The following is a 23,461-nucleotide window of genomic DNA, read 5'->3' as shown; positions in this document are numbered from 1 at the left end:
ACACTTAATTTATATAGAGAAATACCATGATGAAAGCCATACATACACACAAGCCCCTGCGTCGCAGCAAACCCATCAACCTGCCTCCACAAGAGCAGGATTCCGATGCGTTCCTGATCCAGTTCAGCACCCGCTTCAGCGGCGGTTTCGCCATCTCCTGTGATGGTATCGCTGGCGAGTTCTCCATCGAAGACCTCAACTGATCCTGCCTGCCAACCGGCAGCGCCCGATGCAGACAGGCCGCAACTCACGGCGGCCTCTTTGTTTCACCTCTTGAACTTAATTTCTCCCGCACCAGCGCTACTCACAGAGCCTTCCATCCCAGACTGTCAGCCACGCCTCGCCGTTGCACGCTTCAGACCGGACAGGTTTGAGTTCCAACCGCCTCCAGCAGCAGACACTCATCAGCATCCTCGCTCAGCTTGACCAGACGACTGCGCACCAGCCCCAGCTTGGCCAGCAGTGCCACCGATCGCTCGTTGCCCGGGGTGACGATGGCGATCACTCGCTCTATCCCCAGCCTCTCCCGACCATCTTGCAGCGCCGCTTGCGCCGCTTCTATGCCGTAACCCTGACCCCGATAGGCGGGCAGGAAGGCGTAGCCTATGTCTTCGCAGGGCAAGGTATCGCGCTTGATAAGGCCGCAGATGCCGAGCCTGGCCTCATCGCTCCTGCGCACGACCAGATAGAGGCCGTGGCCATGGCGGGCATAGCTGACGGCAGGCCCCTGCTGGATGTAGTTTTCGGCGTCGAGCAGGGTGCGTATGCCGCGATCACCGATATAACGGTGAAAGTCGCTGTCGTTGAGCAATTCGAGAATGAAGGGGGCATCGGCTGTGGTCAGTTCGCGCAGCAGCAGGCGCTCGGAGAGGATCATGGCAAGGGCCCTTTCAACAAAAACAGGCCCTCAAGACTGCCCCTGCTCCGCCTCATTGGCAAGGCAAACCCCATGAAAAAGGGCCGCAGTGCGACCCCGATAACAGGATGAGCAGGCTCAGGCCGCCAGCAGACCCGCATAGCCATTACCCTGCTCGCGCAAGGCCATGAACACGGCGGCACAATCCGGCCAGGCCAGGCCGAGTCGCTCGGCCACCTGGACGGGCCACTCGGGCGGCGCCTCCTCCCCCACATCCGACTGCGCCGCCAGCACTATGCCCAGGTGGATCAGCGCAGCCTCGGCAGAGAACTCCTTGGCCAGCAAGGGGTTGTAGTGATACTCCACCGCATGGCAGATGCTGAGGGGAAATTGCCAGCGCCTGGCCATCTCGGCCCCTGTCTGGGCATAGTTGAAGCCGACCACCAGCTCCTCGGCCTTGGCGCGCCCCTTGCTGGGCTCCAGATCCTTGATGTGGTTCACCATGTTCTCCGGCAGTCCCACATGCATGATGAGCCGCCCCATGTCGTAGAGCAGGGCGCAGGTGAACACCTCCTCCCCCTTCATGCCCTTGAGCTTGGCAAGCCGTCTGGCCAGCTCGGCCACGTCGAACACCTTGCCCCAGAAGTGCTTGAGGTCGATGCCGGGCACCGCATTGATGGAGCCTGTCAAACCGCAGGCCAGCACCATGTTGCGCACCACATCGACCCCGAGTCGCACCACAGCCTCGTTGACGGTGGCGACCTGGCGACTGCCGCCAAACTTGGCGGAATTGGCCAGCCGCAGCAGCTTGGCCGAAATGACGGGATCCTTGTTGATCTTCTTGGCGATCAACAGGATATCCGGTTCCTTCTCACTGAAGGTCTGCACCAGATCGCGCATGACTTCGGGCACATTGGGCAGATTTTGGGGCTTGGATAACAGCGAGTCTATGGTGGGCATCTTGATATCCGTCCATGCAATTTTATGATGTCTTTCGTTTGCCGACAGCAAACCCTCAGTAAGTATGGGTAACAAAAAGCGGCCTCACAGGAATGTTTTTATCGACATATTTCAATGTGTTAATAGCATTGTGGCTATACTGGCACCCTTTATGACATGACGAGGAAGTTGAACATGAGCGAACCCACCGAGTTCTTTGACGAACAGACCCTGCTGGAGATGGTCGACAACCAGCTGATCGATGGTCACCCGTTGCAGGTCAAGGCGACCCTGATGCGGCTGGTGATGAAGGGCACCCCACGGGAAGAGGCGCTGCAATACATCGCCTGTGCCCTCGGCGCCGAACTGATGGCGATGGAGGCGGAGCAGGGTCCCTTCAACCTTGAGCGTTACGCCCAGTTTCTGGACTCCCTGCCCGAGATGCCCTGGGCCGAATAAACGCGCTTGCCAGCCGATTGCGGCCCTGCCGCAGGCCTGGCCCCGTTAGGCAAGCCGCACCGCCAGCCATTATCATTACTGCCATTGCACATGAGGGGAGCAAGACTATGCGCTGGCAGAATCGCCGTGAGAGCAACAATGTTGAAGACAGGCGCCAACAGGGCGGCGGTGGCGGGCTTCCCATCGGCGGCAAGGGTCGCCTGATCCTGCTGGTGGTGGTCATGGTGGCCGGCTACTACGGGGTGGACCTCTCCCCCCTGCTCAACGAGCCGACGACCCAGAGCCAGCCCCAGCGTCAGGAGGTGTCTCAGCCGGCCAAGGATCCCCTGGCCAAGTTCACCTCGGTGATGCTGGCCTCCACCGAAGATGCCTGGGGCGAGATCTTCCAGCAGAGCGGCAACCCCTATCAGGCCCCAAAACTGGTGCTCTATCGCGGCGCAACCCGTACCGGCTGCGGTCAGGGCCAGTCGGTGATGGGTCCCTTCTACTGCCCGGCGGATCGCACCGTCTACATAGACCTCTCCTTCTATCAGGAGATGCGCGACAAGCTGGGAGCCGACGGCGACTTCGCCCAGGGCTATGTGGTGGCGCACGAGGTGGGTCACCACGTGCAGAACCTGCTCGGCATAGAGCGCAAGATGCGCCAGCAACAACAGGGACTGAGCCGCGCCGAGCAGAACAAGCTGTCGGTCAAACTCGAATTGCAGGCCGACTGCTTCGCCGGCATCTGGGGCCACTACATGGAGCGGGAGCAGGTGCTGGAGCACGGCGATCTGGAAGAGGCGCTCAACGCCGCCCAGGCCATAGGTGACGACCGCCTGCAACAGCAGAGCCAGGGCCGGGTGATCCCGGACAGCTTCACCCACGGCAGCTCGGCCCAGCGTTACGCCTGGTTCAAGCGCGGCTTTGACAGCGGCAAACCCGCCAGCTGCAATACCTTCGCCGCCCGCTAGACGCCAGGAAAAAAGGGCCGGCTCCTGACAGGAGCCGGCCCTTTTGCCAACTGCAAGACGGCGATCAGAACTGGGAGTCGACTATCACCTCTTCCCCCAAAGCGCCAGCCAGCGGCAGCGGCCGGTAGGTGGAGTTGGCTGCCCGCAGCAGGCGTATGCCGCGCACACCCACGGCCTGCGCCGCCTTGATATCCCCGTCCGCATCGCCGTAGAAGATCTTCATCTGTTTATCCTTGAGCCACTGCACCTTGGTGTTCTGACCCGGTTGATCACCGGCGAAGATCACCGGATTGAGCCGATCGGCCGGGATCCCCATGGTCTGCTGCAGCGTCTGGCTCACCGTTTCGGTCCTGGTCGCCGAGCGACCCGTGACGAAATAGATGTGATCGCCGCGCTTGAGGTGCATGGCGATCAGCGCCTTGCCCGCCTCTTTCGGCACACTGAACGCATCCCAGCCGTTGTTCATCTTCTCCCAGAAGGCGGGATTCTTGAGGTAGCTCTCGTCGTTGGGCGAGAACTCCTGCTTGCCGCGATAGAAACCCGGGCTGGAGAAGAGCAGGGTGTCGTCGATGTCGAAGCCCACCGCCATCGGCGGCAGGCCATCCAGACTGGCGGCAATCTGCGCCACCGACACCCAGTGAATGGGCGCCTGCTGGGCCAGAGTCACAGTCGTGACACCGGTCGGGCTGGTCACGGCCTGATCGGCCAGGGCGGGCAGGCTGAGGGTTGCGGCGAGCAGGGAGGCTAGCAGGGCAAGACGGGGGAAAGCGGGCATGGTACGACTCGTGACGTGAATAAAACAGGGTGCCAATCCTGCCCCATGCTGTCGACCGAAACCGTGAAACCGGCCACAAAATGGAACCAGGTGACTCGCGCCAACCGGCATTTTCCACGCGTGATGAACGCCAGGCGCCGCGTGAATGTGGCCTCACCCGAGCGATCGTCGCATCTGATCGCCACCAGCCCCTTTTGACCCTTAATTCAGGCCTAAAGAGCCCGCGTGAGCTATAACTGCTTAACACCCTTTATTGATATCAACATCAACGACATTCTCTCACTGGAGATGCCATGGACGCACACACCTCTGCCCATTCCACCAAGACCGGCTCAGCATCATCCCCTCACCAGGCCCAGATGGACGCCATCGACAAGATGCTGGCGCGGCTCGAACTCTCCCCCGACGGGCAGATCCTGGACGCCAACCCGCGCTTTCTCGCCCTCATGAGCTATTCGCTGGACGAACTCAAGGGTCAACACCACGAGGTGCTGCTCTCACGGGATGAGGCGCAATCCCCATCCTATACCGCCTTCTGGGAGGCACTGCGCAGCGGTCAGCCACAGGAGGGGGAGTTCCACCGGCTGGACAAGCAGGGACGGGATGTGTGGACCCTGGGCACCTGCAGCCCGATGCTGGATGCACAGGGCAAGCTGATCCGGATCATCGAATACGCCATGGATCTGACCGAACAAAAGCAGCTCAACGCCAACTTCGAGGGCCAGATCAATGCCCTGAGCCGGGTCATGGGCAAGGTGGAGTTTTCCCTGGATGGCACCATTCTGGATGCCAACTCGCGCTTTCTCGACATAGTGGGCTATCAGCTGGAGGAGCTGAAGGGTCAGCACCACAGGTTGCTGGTCGACCCGGATTACGCCCAGTCGCCCGATTATCGCGCCTTCTGGGAAACATTGCGCCGCGGCGAGTACCTGGCCGGCGAGTTCTGCCGGCTCGGCAAGCAGGGCGAGGAGGTCTGGATCCAGGGCTCCTACAATCCGGTGCTGGATCTGAACGGCAAGCCCAGCAAGATCGTCAAGTTTGCCACCGACATCACGGCCCAGGTGGAGCAGCACCGTCAGCTCAAACGGGCCATGGAGGAGGCGGAAGAGGCCGCCAGGGTGCGCGAGGAGCTGCACAAGTCGCTGCAGGAGATGTCGACCCCGGTCACCCCCATCTGGGACGGCATCCTGCTGCTGCCGCTGGTGGGGATCATAGACTCCATGCGTACCGCCGACGTGATGAACAAGTCGCTCACCAAGATTGCCGAGACCCGGGCTCGCGTCTTCGTGCTGGACATAGCCGGCGTCGCCACCGTGGATACCGGGGTCGCCAACCAGTTGATCAAGATCACCAAGGCGACCCAGTTCATGGGGTGCGAGGCCATCATCTCAGGGGTCTCTCCCGCCATCGCCCGCACCATGGTGGAGCTGGGGGTCTCGGTCGGCGATATCCGCACCACGGCGACCCTGAGGGATGCCTTCGAAATTGCCCTCAAGCGGGTTGGATCCACCCTCTAGGAGGCGACCATGACCATGCAGCTCAACAACGATCTGGGCATAGCCAATGTGGCTGACTGCGTCGTGGTCAGCATGCGTCCCGATCTCGGTGACGACGGCATGCAACTGCTGATGCAGACCCTCTCCCAGCGGCTGGTACAGGGCCGTCAGCGCGCCGTGCTGCTCGACTTCTCCGGCGTCATGCTGCTCGATCACCACGAATTCAGACAGGTGTGCAAGCTGGCCGACGTGTGCCGCCTGCTCGGCGCCATCTGCCTGCTGGTCGGGTTGAATGCAGGGATCGCCGCCTTTCTGGCGCTGGCCGAGGCGCAGCCGGGACAGCTGCGCTGCTTCATCGACATGGATGATGCCTTCGCCCATGTCAATCGCCTCAAGGCCGAGGAGTAAATCCCATGCAACTGGAACAGACAGCGCAGGAAGCCAGGTATCCGTTGCGCCACGACATCGACCTGCACCTGACGGTGATGGCGGTGCGTCGTCTCCCCTTCATCGCCAGCCTGTCCGAGGTGGACCGCGCCATGCTCTCCACCGTGGTCTCCGAGCTTGGCAGCAATATCCTGAAATACGCCACGAAGGGGGAGATCACCCTGGCTCTCCATCACCCCAAGGGACGCCCCTGCATCGACATCATCGCCCGTGACCAGGGGCCCGGCATCCCGGACGTGCACCAGGCCATGCAGGATCACTACAGCACCTCGGGCACGCTTGGGCTGGGGCTGCCCGGCGTGCGGCGCATGATGTCCGAACTCACCATCAGCACCCCGCCCGAGGGGGGCACCCTGGTACAGGCCCGCAAGTGGCTCGGGGCGGCACCCTCGATGGCCCGCGTCACCCTGCCCACTCAGGTGTCGAACCCCCGCGCGCTGACACTGGTGTGGGCCAGCGAAAACCGGCCCTGCTATCCGGAGCGGGTCTCGGGCGATCTGGCCTTTATTCGCCCCGGCCCCGACGGGGTCTCGTTGGTGCTGATCGATGTGAGTGGCCACGGCGCCTCGGCCAACAAGCTGGTGCAGATCCTCGAGGAGGCGCTGCACAACAGCCGGGAGCAGGAGCCTGCCCGTCTGCTGCACCTGCTCCACCAGCACTGCATCGGCACCCGGGGAGCCGCCGCCGGCGTGGCGCTGATCAATGGCGAACGCGGCGAGCTGAGCTATGCCGGCATCGGCAATACCCGCATCTGCCTGCGTGGTCACGAGCCCTGGCGCGGCATCTCCCGCGACGGCGTGCTGGGGGAGCGTTTCCCTACCCCCTTGCTGCAACGTCAACCCATAGTGCCGGGGGATGTGGTGATGCTCTACTCGGATGGCATCAGCGAATCACTCAACCTGCGCGATGGCGCACTGGAACTGGGGGCGGATCCCGCCACCCTGGCTCGCCAGGTCATAGCCCACAGCGGCCGCAGCACGGACGATGCGAGCTGCATAATATTGCGGGTGCAACCGGAGGAGGAAGGCTAGATGCAACAGCTGATCGGTGACATTCGGCTCTCTGGCCCGGCGGCGGCCCTCACCGCCAGACGCAAGGTGATCCAGGTTCTCACCTGCATCGACAAGAGCCCCACCTTCGTGGCCCCGCTGGCGGGGGCCACCTCGGAGCTGGTGCGCCAGCTGGCGGCGACGACCGGCTGGCTGCAACTGCGGTTGTGGCTGGAGAGCAAGACGCAGGAGCTCTGGCTCTCTCTGGCCGCCGATGAACCGCTGCAACCCGGTTCACCCGGCGCCGCTCATGGCACCATACGGCTGGTATCTCACTCGGACAGTGCCATCGCCCTGGTCTGCCACCTGCCCCACTGGCCGGATGACGGCATGCTGCAACAGATGCAGCAGCAGTTCGCCGAGCCGACCCGGGAAGAGCTGTTTGCCGTGATGCAGACCAAGAATCAGGAGCTGGAACAAGCCTATGAACTGGCGGAGAGCGCGACCCGGGCCAAGAGCGACTTTCTCGCCAACATGAGCCACGAGATCCGCACCCCCATGAACGCCATCCTCGGCATGGCCCACCTCGCCCTGCAAACCCGGCTCGACCCGCAGCAGTTCGACTACGTGGGCAAGATCCAGCGCTCCGCCCAGCACCTGCTCGGTATCATCAACGACATCCTCGACTTCTCCAAGATCGAGGCCGGCAAGCTGGATCTGGAGCGGATCGAATTCGATCTCGACCATGTGCTGGAAAACCTGGCGACCCTGGTGGGCGAGAAGGCCGAGGCCAAGGGCATAGAGTTGCTGTTCGAGGTCGACCACCAGCTCGATACCCTGCTCTATGGCGATCCGCTGCGCCTCGGCCAGATCCTGATCAACTACGCCAACAACGCGGTCAAGTTCACCGAGCAGGGCGAGATCCTGGTCAAGGTCAGCTGCCTGGAAAAACTGCCGCAGGAGGTGCTGCTGCACTGCTCGGTGCAGGACACGGGGATCGGCATGAGCCAGGAACAACAGCAGCGGCTGTTCCAATCCTTCCAGCAGGCGGACAGCTCCACCACCCGCAAGTACGGCGGCACCGGCCTCGGACTCGCCATCTCCCGCAAACTGGCTGGGCTGATGGGAGGCGAGGTGGGGGTGCAGAGCGAACCTGGCCAGGGCAGCACCTTCTGGTTTACCGCCCGCCTTGGCCGGGGCAGGTACAGATCCCGCTACCTGCCCAGCCTGGATCTGCGCGGCCGCCGCATGCTGGTAACCGACGACAGCGCCAGCTCCCGCACCATACTGGCCGCTCTGCTGAGCAGCATGAGCTTCGTGGTGGACACAGCAGAGTCTGGCCAGCAGGCGCTGCAGATGATCGCCAGCGCCGAGCAGGAGGGGAGACCCTATGAGGTGGTACTGCTGGATTGGCACATGCCGGGGCTGGATGGCATAGAAACGGGTCGCCGCCTCATCGCCCGCGGCTTCACCCAACGCCCCTACCGGGTCATGGTGACGGGTTACGGACGGGAGGAGGTATTTCGCGAGGCGGAGGCCGCCGGATTTGACCGGGTACTGGTCAAGCCGGTGTGCGCCTCAGTGCTGTTTGATACCGTCATAGGTCTGTTTGGCCAGCAAGCTACGCCGGTCGCCTTCAAGTCACAACAACCGGCCCACAGCTACCGCTTCGACGGGCTCACCATACTGCTGGCGGAAGATAACGAGCTGAACCAGCAGGTGGCGCGGGAGCTGCTGCGAGCGGTCGGGGCCAAGGTCGACATAGCCGCCAATGGCGCCATCGCCCTGAAGATGGCGGAGCAAGCGCACTACGACCTGATCCTGATGGACATGCAGATGCCGGTGATGGACGGGCTGGCCGCTACCCGGCTACTGCGCCTGCAGGAGCGCGAGGGGCATCACATCCCGATCCTGGCGATGACGGCCAATGTCATGGCCGGCGATCGGGAGCGCTGCCTGGAGGCTGGCATGGATGACCACATCGCCAAACCCATAGATCCCGACAAGCTTTATGCCGCCCTGCAGCGCTGGGCGACCTCCTTCAGCCGTGAAACCGGGGGGCGGATCAAGTCCTCGGTGACCCAGCGCGAGGAGCCCTTGCAGGCGCAGTTGCAGGCGCTCGGGTTCAAGGCAGAGACAGCACTGCAGCGCCTGATGCACAACTGGGAGTGGTATCGGGACCTGCTGCGCCGCTTCGCCCAGCAGGGCGTTCAACCCATGCAGCATCTGATCGCCGCCCTGCAGAACAACGATAGCGAAGAGGCGCATCGGCAAGCCCATACTCTCAAGGGCATAGCCGCCACCCTGGGCGCCGACCCGCTACGGGACATCGCGGCCCGACTGGAGAGTGCCATCGCCCGGGGAGACGATACCAGCAGCCTGTTACCCCTGGCCGAGCAGGGGTTGCAGATGCAGCAGCAACTGACTGATGGCTTGCTCCCCCTGCTGCCCCCCCAGGCCTCCCCGGCTCGGCCCGAGCTGGCGCAACCGGACATAGCGTCCGTGCTGACACGGCTGACCCAGTTGCTGCTGGAGGATGATGCCGAGGCCTTCATCCTGTTCCAGCACCATCAGGCCAGGCTCGCCCCCTTGCTGGAGGAGGCCGCACCGGCCATGGCCAACGCCATGACCCGGTTCCGCTTCACCGACGCATTGGCACATCTGCAACAAGTCCGGGCCCTCAAGCCCGATCTGTTCAACCAAGAGTGAGGGCACCATCATGCTCAATTTGCTGGATCCCGACACCAAACCCACCCTGCTGGTGGTCGATGACACGCCGGAGAATCTCTCCCTGCTCAGCGCCTTGCTGAGCCCTCACTATAGAGTCAAGGTGGCCATCAGCGGCCGGCGGGCGCTGGAGATACTGTCGGCAGGCACCCGGGTGGATCTGATCCTGCTCGATGTGGTGATGCCCCTGATGGACGGTTACCAGGTGATGCAGGCGCTGCAGGAGATGCCGCAGACGCGGGACATTCCTGTGATCTTCCTGACCGCAAAGGTGGAGGAGAGCGCGGAGGCACACGGGCTGGCGCTGGGCGCGGTGGACTATATCCACAAGCCGATCACCCCCGCCATCGTGCTGGCCCGCGTCAGAAACCATCTGGAGCTGAAAGCCGCGCGGGACCTGCTGCACGACCAGAACGCCTATCTGGAGCAGGAGGTGGAACGGCGCACCCGGGAGAACGAGCTGATCCAGAACATCACCATCCACTCCCTTGCCTCTCTGGCCGAGACCCGCGACAACGAGACCGGCAACCACATACTGCGCACCCAGCACTACGTGAAGCTGCTGGCGGAGACCCTGTGCGATCACCCCCGCTTTCGCGCCGAGCTGACCCCCAAGACCATAGAACTGCTGTTCAAGTCGGCGCCCCTGCACGACATCGGCAAGGTCGGCGTGCCGGACCGGATCCTGCTAAAACCCGGCAAGCTGGATGCAGACGAATTTGCCCAGATGAAGCATCACTCCATCCTCGGCAAGGAGGCCATAGTCCATGCCGAGGAGGCGCTGGGGGTGGAGGTCGAGTTTCTGCGCCTGGCCAAGGAGATCGCCTGTTACCACCATGAGAAGTGGGATGGCACCGGCTACCCCTATGGCCTGATGGGGGACGAGATCCCCCTCTCGGCCAGGCTGATGGCGCTGGCGGATGTGTACGATGCCTTGATCAGCAAGCGCTGCTACAAGGCCGCCATGTCCCACGATGAGGTGGTTCCCATCATATTGGCGGGGCGCAGCAGCCACTTCGACCCCGACATCACGGATACCTTCGCCCGCATCCACTCGCAGTTTCACGACATAGCCCTGCGCTACAACGACGACAAGGGCGAGCGGGAGACAAATACCGACTAGACGATAGGGAGGTCGGCAGGCAGCAGGTCGGTGAAGACGAAGCCATCCCGCTCTACAGTCTCTCCGACCCGTATGGTCAACGGCCGCAGGAACATGGGGCCGTCCCAGGCCAGGGTATGAAACTCGCCATTCTCGCCGCAGGGATCCACCCCGGCTGGCAGGGCCGCCAGCAAGGCGGGATCAAACTCGTGGCCGCCCAGGCTGGCATCCAGTTTCTTCGGATCAAGGGTGCTGATCCTGGCCCTGAGCCCAGCCGCCATCATCTGCTGCGCCAGCTTGGCCGTGTCGCTGCCCCACAGCGGAAACAGTGGCTCAATGCCCGTTCCCAGCAGCTGTTTCTCCCGATAGGCGCGCACATCCTCGAGGAAGAGATCGCCAAACGCCATCTGGTGGATCCCCTCTGCCACCACGCCCGCGATGAAGTCGGTCATGATGCGGGCGTAATCCTCATTGGTGCAGGGCCAGGGCAGATCGATGGTGGTCAGTGGCAAGCCAACACACTCTGCCTGCTGCATCAGCAACTGCTTGCGCACCCCGTGCATGGCCACCCGCTCGAAGGCCTGATTGAGGGTGGTAAACAGACCCACCACCTCGATGGCCGGATCCTGCCGCAATGTGTGCAGCGCCCAGGCGCTGTCCTTGCCGCTGCTCCAGGAGAGCAACACCTTGGTTTTATTCATGATTTCTCCAGCTGTCTTGTACCCGGAAACGGGTTGAGTACCCGGGTATAGTTGTAGTCATTCGCCCCGGGAGCAGGCTCCCGGATATGGGCCCGGTTCCCCACCTCGCTGCACCAAAAAGCTGCAAGACAGTGTTGCGAATTGTGCGATTTACATACCGGGATGCAAAAGCATACCCTCGGTCATGAGCGTGTCCCCTCAAAGGATGGGGAACAATAACTAAAAAAACGATGGGAAACATAAGGATATGACGACAGTCACGCAAGCTTACGACCACAGCCGTCCCCTCAACCGACAGGATTACAAGACCCTGAGCCTGGCCGCTCTCGGTGGCGCCCTCGAATTCTACGACTTTATCATCTTCGTCTTCTTCGCCGTGGTGATCGGCGAGCTGTTCTTCCCGGCCGACATTCCCGAGTGGCTGCGCCAGTTCCAGACCTTCGGCATCTTCGCCGCCGGTTACCTGGCGCGCCCCCTCGGCGGCATCATCATGGCCCACTTCGGCGATCTCATCGGCCGTAAGCGGATGTTCACCCTCAGCATATTGCTGATGGCGCTGCCGACCCTGCTGATCGGCCTGCTGCCCACCTACTCCACCCTCGGCATCGCCGCCCCCCTGCTGTTGCTGCTGCTGCGGATCCTGCAGGGAGCCGCCATCGGTGGCGAAGTGCCGGGTGCCTGGGTGTTCGTGGCGGAGCACGTACCCGCCCGCCGGGTCGGCGTCGCCTGCGGCACCCTCACCGCGGGATTGACGGCCGGCATACTGCTTGGCTCCCTGGTGGCCACTGCCATCAACCGCGGCATGAGCCCGGCCGAGGTGAGTGACTGGGGTTGGCGTCTGGCCTTCGTACTCGGCGGAGCATTCGGCATAGTCGCCATGTACCTGCGCCGCTGGCTGCACGAGACCCCGGTCTTCGCCGAGATGCAGGCCAACAAGGCGCTGGCGGAAGAGCTGCCGCTCAAGACTGTGCTGCGCAACCACAAGGGCAGCGTGCTGATCTCCATGCTGCTGACCTGGTTGCTCTCCGCCGGCATAGTCGTGGTGATCCTGATGACCCCCACCTACCTGCAGAAGGTGCATGGCATCAGCCCCGCCGATGCCCTGACCGCCAACTCCCTGGCCATCCTGGCCCTGACCCTTGGCTGCATCTTCTATGGCCGGCTGATCGATGCCCTCGGCAGCGGTCCCACCTTCATGCTGGGCTCCCTGTTGCTGGCTGGCGCCAGCTACGCCTTCTACCACGGCCTGGCGGCCGGCATGGATCAGCTGATCCCGCTCTACATGCTGGCGGGCTTCGCGGTCGGGATCGTCGGCGCCGTGCCCTACGTCATGGTCAACGCCTTCCCGGCAGTGGTGCGTTTCTCCGGGCTGTCGTTCTCCTACAACGTGGCCTACGCCATCTTCGGCGGCCTGACGCCCATGCTGGTGACCCTGTGGATGAAGAACGACGTGCTGGCCCCCTCCCACTATGTGGTGAGCCTGTCGGCACTGGGCTTTGCCATCGGCCTGCTGCTCTGGCTGCAACAGCGCAACCAGCGGCAGGCTGCACCGCAAATCGCCTGACCCCTCGCAAGCCCCGCTGAAATCGGGGCTTTTTTCATATGGCTGGTGTTCAGCCCGGCCGACATAAGATAGCCTCCCTCTCGGGCCTGTCGACGGCCCGGGACACTCCTCCACTCTAGTCATCCGAGGTTCATGATGTTCTTTCAGGTCGTATTTCTCGCCTTGCTTGCCCTGCTGCCCATGGTCAATCCACCCACCACGGCCACCCTGTTGCTGGGGCTGAGCAAGGGCATGTCCCGTGAGCACGTGCGCCGCCAGATCAATCTGGCCGCCATCTATCTGTTCTGCACCCTCTGCGTCAGCTTCTTCATCGGCTCCTCCATCCTGGATCTGTTCGGGATCTCCATTCCCGGCCTGCGCCTGGCCGGCGGTCTCATCATCGCCTTCATCGGCTTTCGCATGCTGTTCCCGGCCCCCAGCCAGGCGGCCGGGGTCGATATCAACCAGAGCATCGCCTTCGTGCCGCTGACCATGCCCAGCATGTGCGGGCCGGGAACCATGGCGCTGGTGATCAGCGGCGCCGCCCAGATAGCCGAGCTGCCCGACGAGTACAACCGCTTCACCATCTATGCCGCCATGGTGACCGCCTTCGCCCTGATGAGCGCACTCAGCTGGGGCGTGCTCAAGCTGGCGGATCCTGTCTGCAAGATCCTCGGTGCCACCGGCATAGATGCCATGACCCGGATCATGGGCTTCCTGCTGGTGTGCATGGGCATGCAGTTCTGCATCAACGGCATCAAGGAAGTGGCACAGGATCCCGTGTTCCACGGCGCCCCTGCGGCACAAACGGCACCTGCATTGCCACATGTATCCGGTGCACTCGAACAATTGGAAGAGGCCCGCCAGCCCTGACTGAAAACGGTGTCATAACCGCCGACAATCGTCACTGATCTTGCGCCTGATCATGTTGCTGACACATAAATGAGTTAGTGTGTTTTTTGTACAGACTCAATTCAGAGTGTGCTTGATAGGTTTGTGGGTGGAGACACCCACTCACTGCAGGAGATGTGCAAATGGAAAAGATGCTGACCGAGATTGGAAGCTACAGCCTGTTTCATGAATATCTGAATGTGGTCGGTGCAGCCAGCCCCGCCCTGGCCAGGATAAAAACACGGTGGGAATACAAACAGAGCGATCGTCTGGTTGCCCAGATCAGGGTCGATCCACAAGGCAATGCGCGCTTCTACATAGACGCCAGAGCCATATCGGTCAACTGACCCAGTCCCCCCTATCCACCAGCCCCGGCCATGTACCGGGGCTTTTTGTTGGTTGCCGTCTGCCTGAATGACAAAACCCCGGCAGGTGCCGGGGTTTGACTTTGCAGATGCAGCGTCGGGTTATGCACGGCGCGGCCGACCCAACCTAGGAGGTGCCACCCACTGTGAGCTGGTCCAGCTTGAGGGTGGGCTGGCCGACCCCGACTGGAATGCTCTGCCCCTCCTTGCCGCAGACGCCGACTCCGCGATCGAGCGCCAGATCCCGACCCACCATGGAGACCTGGCTCATGGCCTCTGGGCCATTACCTATCAGGGTCGCGCCCTTGATGGGGGTCGTTATCTTGCCATCCTCGATGAGGTAGGCCTCGGAGGCGGAAAAGACGAACTTGCCGGAGGTGATGTCCACCTGACCGCCGCCGAAGTTGGGGGCATAGATGCCCTTCTTCACCGAGGCGATGATCTCCGCCGGATCATACTGACCCGCCAGCATGTAGGTGTTGGTCATGCGCGGCATCGGCAGGGCGGCGTAGGATTCGCGGCGACCGTTGCCGGTGAGCGGCACGCCCATCAGGCGGGCGTTCTGCTTGTCTTGCAGATAACCTTTCAGGATCCCGTTTTCGATCAAGACGTTGTAGCCGCCCGGCGTCCCCTCGTCATCTATGCTGACGGAGCCGCGCCGACCCGGCAGGGTACCGTCATCGACTATGGTGCAATGTTTGGAGGCGACCTGCTCGCCGATGCGGCCGGCGAAGGCGGACGAGCCCTTGCGGTTGAAGTCCCCCTCCAGACCGTGGCCCACGGCTTCGTGCAGCAGCACGCCGGGCCAGCCGGCGCCGAGCACCACCGGCATGGTGCCGGCCGGGGCGTCTATGGCCTCGAGGTTGACCAGCGCCTGGCGCACGGCTTCACGCACATAGCCGAAGGCCCGGCTCTCCAGCCCGTCCAGCTCCAGGAAATAATCATAACCACAGCGACCACCGCCACCAGCGCTGCCGCGCTCGCGGCGCTCCCCCTTCTCGGCGATCACTGTCACCGACAAGCGCACCAGCGGGCGCACGTCGGCGGCGAGCGTGCCGTCGGTGGCGGCCACCAGTATCTCTTCATAGACGCCGCTGATGGAGGCCATCACCTGATTGATGGCGGGATCCAGGCTGCGGGCAAACTTGTCCATCTGCTCCAGCAGGGCGATCTTCTGGTGCTTGTCGAGGGTCTGCAGGGGATCCATGGCCGGATAGAGCAGGTTGGCCTCAGTGCGGGCCCAGGCCTTCACCTTGCCCTGGGCGCCGGCGGCGGCTATGCCACGGGCGGCGGTAACCGATTGTTGCAGCGCCAGCAGGCTCAGCTCATCGGAGTAGGCAAAGCCGGTCTTCTCGCCACTGACGGCGCGGACCCCGACGCCCTGGTCGATGTTGTAGCTGCCATCCTTGACGATGCCGTCTTCCAGCATCCAGGACTCGTGCCAGCTGCGCTGGAAATAGAGGTCGCCGAACTCCACCTGATGGCTCATCAGGCTGCCGAGCAGCTGTTGCAGGCGGCCTTCATCTAGGTCGTTCGGGGCCAACAGGGAGGCACTAACCTGGCTCAATAGACTCAATCTTCTTCTCCACTCTCGTAACGAGATGTTTTAACCGTTTGTCGACTCGCAGGGTCGATTGGCCGCATGGCGGCATCCTCGAATGGCTGCGAATCCAATTGCATAGGGTCTGCATCACGGCCGTTCAGGCTTTGCCCAATCGACCCGACCACAGCCGGACCCGGCTTAGTACCGGTCAGCGGCTGCGTTTCAATTCACCGATAAGTAAGGTATTCATTTGCACTCGTGCTGGGCCTTGGCCCCTGATCGGGCACCCGACCTCGCGGTGTGGTTCTGATCACCAGAACTCGCCAGGCGGTAGACCCAGAACGATGCAGGCCTGCCCAAAATCTGCTGCTCGGGCCCTGGTTCGCGTCGACCACAGTCGCAGCAACACCCGCTTACCAGTATCCGCACTATTGAGCGCAGCTGTGTCCACACTACCGCACAGCAGCACGCCTGGGGCCTCGACCCAACCATGGTGGCAGTAAAACGGCAACAATTCGGCATCACAACTGAAAATGCCAAAGTCGGCGCCCGAGTTCTTCATCCACGCCGTAGCTTCAGCCACAACGCGTCCTCCCAGCCCCTGTCCTTGTAGTCTTGGCTCGCAAGCCACGCAGCTCAGGCCCTGCGCCAAATAGACCTGCCCCGCCACCTCCACCCGCTGACTCAGCACGGCGGCATAAGCAACGAGTTCGCTCCCACGCAGCATGCGCAACGACACCGGCTGCAGAGCTGGGTTATGCAGCGGTTCCACGCTGGTGGCATCACTCGGTGACGATGGCCAGACTCGGTCCAGCAAGCCGGCAACCTCTCTCTGCTGAGACGGACTCAGATCGTCCCATCTCTGAATATCAAGCTTGTCCATGTCTACCTCTGGCTGGCAACAGCGCCAGCAAGATACATTTCAATTCGTTATTATCCCGTCAAAGCAGACGGGCATGCTCCGGCACAGCCAACAGGCTGCGTTTCAATTCATCGGCCAGTCCATCAGTACGCCATCAAAGCAGGCGGGCGTGGCTCAGCACCGGCATGGTACGCTTCAATTCATCGACAAGCCCGGCATCCATCTTTGCCAGCACTGTGGCACGGCCCGCTGGCTGGCAGGCCAGCACCCGGCCCCAGGGGTCGATCACCATGCTGTGGCCCCAGGTCTGGCGCCCCGTCTCGTGGGTACCGCCCTGATTGGCAGCCACCAGATAACACTGGTTTTCGATGGCGCGGGCTCGCAGCAGTGGCTCCCAGTGCGCCTCGCCGGTCACGGCGGTAAAAGCGGCAGGCACCAGCAGCACGCGGGCTCCGGCCCGGGCCAGCTGGCGGTAAAGCTCGGGAAAGCGCAGATCATAACAGATAGAGAGGCCGAGGGGACCAAAGGGGGAATCCACCAGCACAGGCTGGCTCCCCGGGCTGAAGGTCTCCGACTCCCGGTAGCGACCCTGATTGTCGGCCACGTCCACATCGAACAGGTGGATCTTGTGGTAGTGGCCCTTGAGCTCGCCACTCGGGTCGAACACCAGCGAGCTGGTGTGGATATGCTCCGAACCGGCGATGGTGGTCGGCATGGCCCCCGCCACCAGCCAGATGCCATGAACACGGGCCCACTCGGCCAGCTGGGCCTGGATCGGCCCTGCACCGATTGCCTCGGCCCCGTCCAAATAGCCCTGCCGCTCGCCAAACAGGGCGAAGTTCTCCGGCAGCAGCACCAGCAGTGGCCGCTCACTCGGCAGCAGAGCCAGCTCGGCGGCGATCTGCTCCCGGTTATCCTGCCAGCAACGGCCGGACACCAGCTGTATTGCGGCTAACCACATGACTCTCTCCTTGTCGCTCTGGCCGTCAGACAGTGACAGCATCCCCCGCTTGCAGGGTGTAATCCAGCACTATGATGCGATCCAGCACGGGACGAAAGAGTGCCTTGAGAGCGTCGTGATCCGGGTGGGGCAGATAGCGCTGGCGGGCGGCCTCGTCGGCGAAGGTCATCAGCACGCTGTGAGTGAAACCCTCGGCACGCCCCTCCGGACTGTCATTTTGGCCCCACTCCACCGCCAGCACGCCGCTGACCTGATGGGGGATGGCGAGAAAGGCGGCCCTGACGGCCGCGATATCGTCGGGACTGGCCTCACCCTTGAAGGTGATCAGCAGAATATGTCGGATCATGGCTCACTCCTTGTGATGGTAAGACCCGCCACCAGCCTCAGCGCTGGGCGGGCCCCGCGTGTTTGGGGGTCAGCAGGAAGGGGGTGACTTCCTGCGCCGGCAGGTTGGGGGCCACCGCATCGACCGCCTCCTTCTGCTGCTGGTTGAGCTTGATGCGGGCCCGATCCCGCCCCGCCTCGATCAGCTTGGGAGCATCCAGCGGACCCGAGACCCGAAAATCGATGCGGGTGACCACGTCCACCACCGGCTCCAGCAGCTTGGAGAGGGCCAGTACATAGAGGCCGGTGATCGGGGTCAGGGAGAAGGCCGCCACCACCGGCAGGGTGCCGCCCAGGTTGGGGGAGAAGCTCAGCTCGTAGTCGAGTCGCCAGCGCACCAGGTCGGCGATGCCTTCGCCGCGCAGGTTGCCCGCCGCTCCCTTCATGTAGAAGTCCTGGTTATCCACCACCCCTTGCTTGATCTTGGCGGAGGCGGACATGGATTCGAAGTAGAAGCCCTTGTCGAACACATCGCGAAAATCGAGCCGCAGCTTGCGCAGCAGGGAGTCCAGGCTGAGCAGGGAGAGCAGGCGCGCCCCCTTGTCGTTGACCTCGCGCAGCGTGCCCCCCTCCAGCTGATAGTTGGCACTGCCGGCCAGGGTCGGCACATCCAGCCGATAGGGCACATCGTTCCAGTTCAGATCCAGCGCCATCTTGCCGGGCGCATCGCCGATGGGCGAGGTATAGCCGAGCCGCTTGAGCAGCAGCTCGCTGTTGTTGCTGCTGATGCTGGCACGGGCATGGGTCTGCATCCAGCCGGGCTGGGCCAGCCAGTCCACAGTGCCGGTCAGCTGGCTGCCCGCCAGCCGCATGTCCAGCCCCTTGAGGGTCAGCTTGTTGGCGCCGGGCACCAGCTCTCCCTTCACCTCCCCCAGCGGCAGGGCGCCGAAGCGGCAATCCACGCAGCTGAAGGTGAGCCAGGGAATGGCGTCCATGATGGCCCTGTCCTGTCTGGCATCGGGCTCGGGGCTCAGATCCGAACTCTTGCCGGACCAATAGATGCGGGCAAATTTCGCGTCTATGGGCTGACGCTCGGTCACCGGCAGGCGCACCACTCCCATCACATCCGGGCTGTCGATCATCACCTCAGTGGCCTGCTTGACCGGCCCCACGGTGAAGTGCACCGCCTTGAGGTTGGCGCTGCCGATGTCGGCGCGGGCCAGCTGGCCGTCCACCCACCACTCCTGGGGCAGGAAGGCGGGGCCGACCACGGCATTGCCGCCCGCCGCCGTGCTTGCCGGCAGCCATTGCTTGAGTCGGGCCAGCCAGCCGGCTACATCCGCCTGCTGCTGGTTGATGGCCAGCAGCATGGGCTTGTCACGCAGCACCCGGGCCCCGGGCTGACCCACGTCCACCCGCACCCGGCTGAGGTAAGGCACCCCATCGCCATAGACCAGCCGGCTCTGCATATCCACATCGGCTCCCAGCACGGCGCGAATGTCGGCGCTGCCGTCGCGGCCACGGGCTGTCACCTTGAGCGGCAAGCGGCTGTTGGCGTCCTTGGCCAGCGGCGAGGGCAGATCCAGCCCCATACCCTGCAGGTTGGAGTCCAGCGCCAGCTGAAAGCTGAACGGCTTGTCATTGGGCAGGGTCAGCCCCAGGGTGCCGGCCCAGTTGCCACGCCCCTTGAGGATGTCGAGCACAGGCAGATCGCGGCGCTGGCGGCTGCTGTCCCACAAGCCCTTGAACTTGAGGTCGACCTGATAGCGGTTCGGCTGCTGCCGGCCCTGATAATCCAGGGTCAGCGGCTGGTTCCACAGGCTCGCCTTGAGGTTGCTGAAACAGGTCTGCTCGTTGTCATATTCGAGCCGCCCCTGCACCTGCTCCAGCGGCAGATCCAGGCTGGCCACCCGCACCTTGTTGTTGCTGAACAGGGCGTCGCCGCTGGCCTTGACCTCGCTCTCGCCATCGAGGGGGATATCCAGCTTGACCGAGCCCTTGAGCGGGCCCCGGATCTCGATCTCCCGCAGCGCCTGACCGACGGAGTCCCCCAGCGGAGAGTCCTGCAGGTAGTCGCTGATGGCCTTGCCCTCGCCCTCTACCTTGGCATCCACATAGAGGTGGGCGCCCGGGTAGAGATCCGGGATCCAGGCATGGACCGAGTCGGAGCCGGCCTTGCCGAGCCGGGTGGAGCGGCTGTTCATGTCGAGGCTGGCGTTCTGGAACAGCAGGTCTATCTGCAGATCGGTGAGCGGTTGCCAACCGGGGAAGAACTCGAAGGTGGCCCGTTCCAGCGGCACCGCCACCTGGAAGATGCCCTCGCCTTTGCTGTAGGGGAAATCCTTGAACTCGCCGTACCAGAGCAGATCTGCGCCCCTGGCCTGGCCGCCCTTGATGGCACCGCTCAGGTAGTCCACCAGGCTCTTGCTCATCACCTGCAAGGGGTAGTAGCGATCCGCATTGCCCGCATTCTTGACGTCGATGCGACCGGTCAGGGCGAGGAAGGTGTGTTCGTACAGATCCATCCTGAAACGGCTGGCGAGGGTCAAATCCGGGTTGTCCAGCGCCACGTCCTGACCATAGAGCACCCAGCCCCTGGGATCCTGCCACCAGTCGAGCCGTGCCGAGAAGCTGTCGACCGGGATAGGCTCCTTGAAGTGGCGCGCCGGATCCACTTTGTCCTTGTGCAGCGCCAGCCGGGCGCTGCCACCGGTCGGAGTCAGCCAGAACTCGCCGTTGAGATCCTGCACGCCGGGCACGTCCTGCCAGGCGGTGACCTTGATGTGGGAGAGCTGGCCGCTGAGGGAGAGCCCGCGCCAGTCGGCGTCGGCCTGCAGGACAAGATCCTGCAGCTGGCCCTTGGGCTGGGTGCGCTTGAGGGTTTCGGTCAACTCTGGGTAGAGACCGGAGACCAGCTGGCTCAGATTGGCGACCTGATCCAGATCGATGGCGGGCACATAACCCTGAATGCGGGAGCCAACCCGCTCGAGCTGCAACCGGCTCTGCAGCCAGGGCTTGCCGTCGAGCTTGAAGGTCACGTCATGGCTGGCGAGCTGCCACTCTTCGCCATCCCGGCGCAGCTGGATCTTGCCCCCCTGCAGGCCGAGACGGTGCATGGCACCCTGCTTCTCATCCTGCCAGATCAGGTAGTTGTTGCCGAATGCCAGCAGGGATTCCCCCAGCTGACCGCTGGCAAAGGTGCTCCAGAGCTGGAAATCGAGCTGGCCGGCCACCCGTGGCTCACCGGCGTGGATCCGTGCCAGCATGGGGCTGATGTCGAGCTGGCTGGCCCCCAGATAGAGCTGCCCCTTGAGCCGATCGAGCCGCGCCTCGGGGGCATCCACATCCAGGATGAGATCTATGGTGCTCTCGCCCACCCCGTTGATCAGATAGGCCTTGCCGACCCCCTGATGGCGCTTGCCACGGTTCTGCCAGCGCAGCTGGGCGATGTCGAGGGCCCGCACCTCCCCCAGCGCCGTGGTCAGGCTGAGGCGGGTGTCGTGAATGTCGAAGGTGGAGAGCTGGGTCAGCAGAAAGCGCAGCAATGCCTGCTGCTGATCGCGGCCGTCACTGGGCTCGGGGTCGGCCGGCTGGGCCAGATCCAGCGCTATGTCGCCATCGCTCAAGATGAGCTGGCCGAACACCGGCTTGAGTTCGTTGAGGGAGCGCCAGAAGTCGAGGTGCGCCCACACCTTGCCAAGGCGCAGGGCGAAACGGCCGGAATCCGGCGCTATCACCAGCTGTTGCAGCTCGAGAGCAGGGCCGCGCCGGGTCCAGTCCAGGCCGATGCGATCGACGCTGGCTTCCAGCTTGCTGTCGGCCAGCAGGGTGTCGAGCAGTGCCTGCCTGTGCTGATTGAGCAAGGGGCCGCCAAAGCGCACCAGACTGACCAGGATGGCCAGCAGCACGAAGAAGACCCCGAGGGCTAACCAGCCCCGACTCAGCCAGCGATAGACCAATTACATCATCACCACATCGAATTGTTCCTGGCCACAGAGTGGTTCACTCACCACCCGGACCTGCTTGCCGATGAACACCTCCAGCTCGGCGAGGCTGTGGGACTCTTCGCCCCGCAGGTAGTCGGCCACGGCCGGCGCGGCGTAGACGGTGAACTGATCCGCATCGTAGGCGCGATTGACCCGGATGATCTCCCGCAGGATCTCGAAGCAGACCGACTCCACCGTCTTGACCCGGCCGCGCCCCTTGCACTCGGGGCACTCGGAGCAGAGCACGTGCTCCAGGCTCTCGCGGGTACGCTTGCGGGTCATCTCCACCAGACCGAGCTGGGAGAAGCCGTTGACGTTGGTCTTGGCTCTGTCCTTGGAGAGCGCCTGCTCCAGGCTGTGCAGCACCCGCCGGCGATGATCCTCGGACTGCATGTCGATGAAATCGATGATGATGATGCCGCCGAGGTTGCGCAGGCGCAGGTGGCGGGCGATGGCCGCCGTCGCCTCGACGTTGGTATTGAAGATGGTCTCTTCCAGATTGCGATGGCCGACGAAGGCACCCGTGTTGATGTCCACCGTGGTCATGGCTTCGGTCTGGTCGATGATGAGGTAACCGCCGGATTTGAGCTCTACCTTGCGATCCAGCGCGCGCTGGATCTCGTTCTCCACGTCGTAGAGATCGAAGATGGGCGACTCGCCGGAGTAGTATTCCAGCTTGCCGGCCAGTTCGGGCACGTACTCCTCGGTGAAGCGCTTGAGCTGATCGAAGCTCTGGCGCGAGTCGACCCGGATCTTGTCGAGCTCGGCGCCGACGAAGTCGCGCACCACCCGGAAAGCCAGGCTGGGATCTTCGTAGAGGATCTTGCAGGGTGGGTACTTCTGCTTGCGCTCCAGGATCTTGCGCCACAGCCGCTTGAGGAAGGCGGCGTCCTGCTCCAGCTCCTGCTCCCCCACCCCTTCGGCGGCGGTGCGAATGATGTAGCCACCGAGATCATCCACATAGCTGGCCACGGTACGCTTGAGGCGCTCGCGCTCCGCTTCGGACTCGATGCGCTGGGAGACGCCGACGTGGGCGCTGCCCGGCATGAACACCAGATAGCGGGACGGCAGCGTGATGTCGGTGGTGAGACGGGCGCCCTTGGTGCCCAGCGGATCTTTCACCACCTGCACCATGATGTCCTGCCCCTGGCGTACCAGCTCGGCTATGTTGCCGGCCTGGAACTGCTCCTTCTCCTTCACCGCCACGCACTCGGTGTGCGGCACTATGTCGGAAGCGTGCAGGAAGGCCGCCTTGTCCATGCCGATATCGACGAAAGCCGCCTGCATGCCGGGCAGCACCCGGCTGATCTTGCCTTTGTAGATGTTGCCCACTATGCCGCGCTTGGCCTGACGCTCTACGTGCACTTCCTGCAGCAGACCGTTTTCGACCAGGGCGACCCGGGTTTCGGAGGGGGTGACGTTCACCAGCAGTTCTACCGACATAAGTTACCTTGCCTTTCTAGTTTTAAATTCTGGCAGCCAAACCGGCGCGAGCCCGGTGAGTAACGCAGTAAGAAACAGCCGGCGAGTTTCACCGACCCA

The 23,461-nt window shown here is 63.2% G+C and carries 21 protein-coding genes; 11 read left to right on the top strand and 10 right to left on the bottom strand.

What is annotated here, in order from left to right; genetic code table 11:
• Positions 1–26: 26 nt before the first annotated feature.
• Positions 27–203: a hypothetical protein gene (locus AACW87_RS20510; protein WP_098980954.1), complete on the top strand. Its 177-nt coding sequence runs from the start codon at positions 27–29 to the stop codon at positions 201–203.
• 152 nt (positions 204–355) lie between these two features.
• Here the strand turns inward: AACW87_RS20510 and AACW87_RS20505 are convergent, their stop codons facing one another.
• Both AACW87_RS20505 and AACW87_RS20500 read right to left on the bottom strand, forming a co-directional pair.
• Positions 356–877 carry a GNAT family N-acetyltransferase gene (locus AACW87_RS20505; RefSeq protein ID WP_241325996.1) on the bottom strand — a complete coding sequence of 174 codons (522 nt, stop codon included), beginning with the start codon at positions 875–877 and terminating at the stop codon, positions 356–358.
• 117 nt (positions 878–994) lie between these two features.
• On the bottom strand, positions 995–1,816 hold the full coding sequence (locus tag AACW87_RS20500) for an HDOD domain-containing protein (RefSeq protein WP_043134925.1): 822 nt from the start codon (positions 1,814–1,816) through the stop codon (positions 995–997).
• Between the two features lie 174 nt (positions 1,817–1,990).
• Between AACW87_RS20500 and AACW87_RS20495 the strand changes: the two genes are divergently transcribed.
• Both AACW87_RS20495 and ypfJ read left to right on the top strand, forming a co-directional pair.
• The gene (locus tag AACW87_RS20495) at positions 1,991–2,254 is read left to right on the top strand and encodes a hypothetical protein (RefSeq protein ID WP_043134924.1); all 264 of its coding nucleotides are present in this window, start codon (positions 1,991–1,993) and stop codon (positions 2,252–2,254) included.
• A 107-nt stretch (positions 2,255–2,361) separates the two neighbouring features.
• Complete coding sequence (gene ypfJ, locus AACW87_RS20490; RefSeq protein WP_241325995.1) at positions 2,362–3,207, top strand: KPN_02809 family neutral zinc metallopeptidase; 846 nt, start codon at positions 2,362–2,364, stop codon at positions 3,205–3,207.
• 64 nt (positions 3,208–3,271) lie between these two features.
• Here the strand turns inward: ypfJ and aphA are convergent, their stop codons facing one another.
• Positions 3,272–3,982, bottom strand: a complete 711-nt coding sequence (aphA, locus tag AACW87_RS20485) for an acid phosphatase AphA (protein ID WP_241325994.1) — start codon at positions 3,980–3,982, stop codon at positions 3,272–3,274.
• A gap of 293 nt (positions 3,983–4,275) precedes the next feature.
• Here aphA and AACW87_RS20480 point away from each other — a divergent pair, with 293 nt between their 5' ends.
• From AACW87_RS20480 to AACW87_RS20460, 5 genes are read left to right on the top strand one after another with little or no spacing between them, the layout of a single operon-like run.
• Positions 4,276–5,499, top strand: a complete 1,224-nt coding sequence (locus tag AACW87_RS20480; protein WP_241325993.1) for a PAS domain-containing protein — start codon at positions 4,276–4,278, stop codon at positions 5,497–5,499.
• 15 nt (positions 5,500–5,514) lie between these two features.
• Positions 5,515–5,886, top strand: a complete 372-nt coding sequence (locus tag AACW87_RS20475) for an anti-anti-sigma factor (protein WP_098984970.1) — start codon at positions 5,515–5,517, stop codon at positions 5,884–5,886.
• Positions 5,887–5,891: 5 nt separating this feature from the next.
• Entirely contained in the window at positions 5,892–6,956 is a 1,065-nt protein-coding gene (locus tag AACW87_RS20470; protein ID WP_241325992.1) for an ATP-binding SpoIIE family protein phosphatase, read from the top strand.
• A complete protein-coding gene (locus tag AACW87_RS20465; protein WP_241325991.1) occupies positions 6,957–9,623 on the top strand; it encodes a response regulator in 2,667 nt (888 codons plus the stop codon).
• Positions 9,624–9,633: 10 nt separating this feature from the next.
• On the top strand, positions 9,634–10,764 hold the full coding sequence (locus tag AACW87_RS20460) for an HD-GYP domain-containing protein (protein WP_043134915.1): 1,131 nt from the start codon (positions 9,634–9,636) through the stop codon (positions 10,762–10,764).
• On the opposite strand, the gene AACW87_RS20455 is transcribed toward AACW87_RS20460, so the two are convergent.
• On the bottom strand, positions 10,761–11,444 hold the full coding sequence (locus tag AACW87_RS20455) for an adenine nucleotide alpha hydrolase (protein WP_241325990.1): 684 nt from the start codon (positions 11,442–11,444) through the stop codon (positions 10,761–10,763). The two genes, AACW87_RS20460 and AACW87_RS20455, sit on opposite strands and share 4 nt — an antisense overlap.
• A 247-nt stretch (positions 11,445–11,691) precedes the next feature.
• Here AACW87_RS20455 and AACW87_RS20450 point away from each other — a divergent pair, with 247 nt between their 5' ends.
• The 3 genes from AACW87_RS20450 (at position 11,692) to AACW87_RS20440 (ending at position 14,225) form a co-directional block, all read left to right on the top strand.
• Positions 11,692–13,008, top strand: a complete 1,317-nt coding sequence (locus AACW87_RS20450; RefSeq protein ID WP_241325989.1) for an MFS transporter — start codon at positions 11,692–11,694, stop codon at positions 13,006–13,008.
• Between the two features lie 135 nt (positions 13,009–13,143).
• Positions 13,144–13,860 (top strand): MarC family NAAT transporter, encoded by a 717-nt coding sequence (locus AACW87_RS20445; protein WP_241325988.1) that lies wholly within the window; start codon positions 13,144–13,146, stop codon positions 13,858–13,860.
• Positions 13,861–14,021: 161 nt separating this feature from the next.
• Entirely contained in the window at positions 14,022–14,225 is a 204-nt protein-coding gene (locus tag AACW87_RS20440; protein ID WP_042868639.1) for a hypothetical protein, read from the top strand.
• 145 nt (positions 14,226–14,370) lie between these two features.
• Here AACW87_RS20440 and tldD read toward each other — a convergent pair whose 3' ends face one another.
• The 6 genes from tldD to rng all read right to left on the bottom strand — a co-directional run bounded on the left by tldD (position 14,371) and on the right by rng (position 23,362).
• Positions 14,371–15,819, bottom strand: coding sequence for a metalloprotease TldD (tldD, locus tag AACW87_RS20435; protein ID WP_241325987.1), 1,449 nt, complete (start codon positions 15,817–15,819; stop codon positions 14,371–14,373).
• 277 nt (positions 15,820–16,096) lie between these two features.
• Entirely contained in the window at positions 16,097–16,669 is a 573-nt protein-coding gene (locus AACW87_RS20430; RefSeq protein WP_241325986.1) for a GNAT family N-acetyltransferase, read from the bottom strand.
• A 133-nt stretch (positions 16,670–16,802) separates the two neighbouring features.
• Positions 16,803–17,609, bottom strand: coding sequence for a carbon-nitrogen hydrolase family protein (locus AACW87_RS20425; protein ID WP_241325985.1), 807 nt, complete (start codon positions 17,607–17,609; stop codon positions 16,803–16,805).
• A 25-nt stretch (positions 17,610–17,634) separates the two neighbouring features.
• The gene (locus AACW87_RS20420; RefSeq protein ID WP_098980971.1) at positions 17,635–17,955 is read right to left on the bottom strand and encodes a Dabb family protein; all 321 of its coding nucleotides are present in this window, start codon (positions 17,953–17,955) and stop codon (positions 17,635–17,637) included.
• Between the two features lie 37 nt (positions 17,956–17,992).
• Positions 17,993–21,892: a YhdP family protein gene (locus AACW87_RS20415; protein WP_241325984.1), complete on the bottom strand. Its 3,900-nt coding sequence runs from the start codon at positions 21,890–21,892 to the stop codon at positions 17,993–17,995.
• Complete coding sequence (gene rng / locus AACW87_RS20410) at positions 21,893–23,362, bottom strand: ribonuclease G (protein WP_042868629.1); 1,470 nt, start codon at positions 23,360–23,362, stop codon at positions 21,893–21,895.
• Positions 23,363–23,461: the final 99 nt, after the last annotated feature.

The organism is Aeromonas sp. MR7 (assembly GCF_963899385.1).
Classification (GTDB): Bacteria; Pseudomonadota; Gammaproteobacteria; order Enterobacterales; family Aeromonadaceae; genus Aeromonas; species Aeromonas bestiarum.
Note: the sequence above shows the minus strand (reverse complement) of the source record. Positions and strands in the feature narration are given on the sequence as shown.